Origin of the sequence: Aetokthonos hydrillicola CCALA 1050 (assembly GCF_017591665.1) — a bacterium.
Classification (GTDB): domain Bacteria; phylum Cyanobacteriota; class Cyanobacteriia; order Cyanobacteriales; family Nostocaceae; genus Aetokthonos; species Aetokthonos hydrillicola.
In genome coordinates, this window is record NZ_JAAKGC010000326.1 from 1 (window position 1) to 1,926 (window position 1,926).

The following is a 1,926-nucleotide window of genomic DNA, read 5'->3' on the forward strand; positions in this document are numbered from 1 at the left end:
CTCAAAGTTGATAATCACCGTCGCATTTATGATGTTAGGGAAGTGCGATACTCCCTAGGAGGGATCTTTGACCATAGCGTGTGTAGTGTTGAAGTGCGATGTCTCTTGACTCGCCCGTCGGGTGCGGGGGTTCGCAATCGACAGGAACCGCCAAGACTGCGACCCCCCCACCGCTGTGCGTCTACGCGTTTTAGTTGTTTCAGGGATAATGCGATTATTCTACTCGTTAACCTGCATATTTATCTGACTCAATTCTTCCCGTACAACTCGTCGTAAAATTTCCTCTAAAGGTTCCCGACGCTGTTGTACATATTCACGCAATGCATTATTTATCAACGTCTGATAGTTTCCACCACCAGCAAGATGGACTTGTTCGCGGAACCACGTCAAAATATCATCATCTAACCGAATTGTAATCCTTGTTTTACCTTCGCCTGTAGGCTCAATTGCTCCACGTTTACCATGACTAAAATCGTACTCAGTATCCATGATTTATACCTCTTCCTCATATTGCTGACGTTGTCTCCTAGTTGCTTTACGAGCCGATATTAACCGAATACAACTGTCAGCCCGTAACGTATAAACAACAACTATAATTCTACCCAGAGCATCCATACCTATCGTCACAAACCGCTCTTCGTCTGGATGCTCATCCATCACAGTAATAGCAAAATCGTCTGCAAATACAGATACTGCATCCGCAAAGTCAATACCATGTTTTTGCTGATTGGATTGGGCTTTGTTAGTATCCCATTCATACTCCATAACACTATTATAGTATGCACAATTGTACACAGCATAATTTTTCTATGTTTGGATAGTCAAGGTTTTACTTTGGTTGTACAGAAATTAGGCGATAGCGAAGCGAGTAAAGCGTTGGCGCAGCCTCTCCGTGAGGAGAAGCGCAGATCGCGTTTATTGGGGTTATACCGTTTCACTTTAAAGTTTGAACTTGAGGGCAAACAGTTCTTGAGCAGGGGTGATGTGGACAAGGAAGTATAGCCGCATTTCTGGGGAACTCATATATTTGTTTTTTTGTCAAGCCCTTTTAGATGCGTTTGCCCTGAATCCAAAGTTGATACTGAGCCACTCTGCTAGCTAGAAACGTGCGGAAGCAGGGTTATAAACTTGTCATAACTTGAGCTAACTCGTTAGATAAATCAACAACGTCAGAACCTTGTTGTTTTTTAAATAAAACACCCGCTAAAAAATAGTAGTCACCAGAATAAAATGCCATTTTGTGTTTTCGTAATTCTTCTATATGTTTTTTCACTTTAGGCTCGGAACTGTAGTAACCAAATCTGAGAGGTAAAATTAGGAAATTCTGCACAGAGTAACCGTTTGCTTTTGCGTGTTCTATTGTACTTTTTGGATTAGAGAAACTAGATACTAAAAGTAAGACGTTTTCATAATTTAATGATAAAAGTTGATTAGTAATTTCAGCCCCATCTACACCTCCAAATAACAGTGGTATGTAGATATCATTGTCTGGTGCCGGTAGATACGGTGGATTCGCCACAAGATAATTAGCTTTGGGTTGGTCAGAGTTGAGCAAAGATGAATTATAAATTATGTATTTATCACCTAAATTATATTCATCAATCGTTAAATTAGCTGCTTTCCATGCAGAAGTGTTTAGTTCAAATCCTTCTATTAATCCATCAAATTGGTTTCTGAGTAAGGCATTAATCATTGGACTACCGTCTCCAGAACCGAATTCAACAATGGTTTCAGATTTTTCGCAGTTTCTCCATACTAAATTTTCCAGGCAGTTTGAATAAAAAAGGGATTCTTCGGGGCAAAAAAAGATGTCTTTCATTTGAGTAGAATTATCTGGTTGAAATGTGTAGTTTCTGGTTTAGCTGATATGTCATTACCTATCGAAAACTATTTATCTTTTTGGCAATAACTCCTTAGCTAAGGATT

The 1,926-nt window shown here is 39.6% G+C and carries 3 protein-coding genes; all 3 read right to left on the reverse strand.

The features are described 5' to 3' along the window. Positions 1-219 precede the first annotated feature (219 nt). The 3 genes from G4P69_RS37505 to G4P69_RS37515 all read right to left on the reverse strand — a co-directional run bounded on the left by G4P69_RS37505 (position 220) and on the right by G4P69_RS37515 (position 1,819). Positions 220-489, reverse strand: a complete 270-nt coding sequence (locus G4P69_RS37505; protein ID WP_208354992.1) for a BrnA antitoxin family protein — start codon at positions 487-489, stop codon at positions 220-222. Between the two features lie 3 nt (positions 490-492). After that, complete coding sequence (locus tag G4P69_RS37510) at positions 493-795, reverse strand: BrnT family toxin (RefSeq protein WP_310833508.1); 303 nt, start codon at positions 793-795, stop codon at positions 493-495. Positions 796-1,120: 325 nt separating this feature from the next. After that, a complete protein-coding gene (locus tag G4P69_RS37515) occupies positions 1,121-1,819 on the reverse strand; it encodes a class I SAM-dependent methyltransferase (protein ID WP_208345355.1) in 699 nt (232 codons plus the stop codon). Between the last annotated feature and the right edge of the window lie 107 nt (positions 1,820-1,926).

Excerpts from the sequence above, each read along its gene's own strand:
- G4P69_RS37505 (WP_208354992.1), bottom strand. The coding sequence starts at position 489 with ATGGATACTGAGTACGATTTTAGTCATGGTAAACGTGGAGCAATTGAG.
- G4P69_RS37515 (WP_208345355.1), bottom strand. The coding sequence starts at position 1,819 with ATGAAAGACATCTTTTTTTGCCCCGAAGAATCCCTTTTTTATTCAAAC.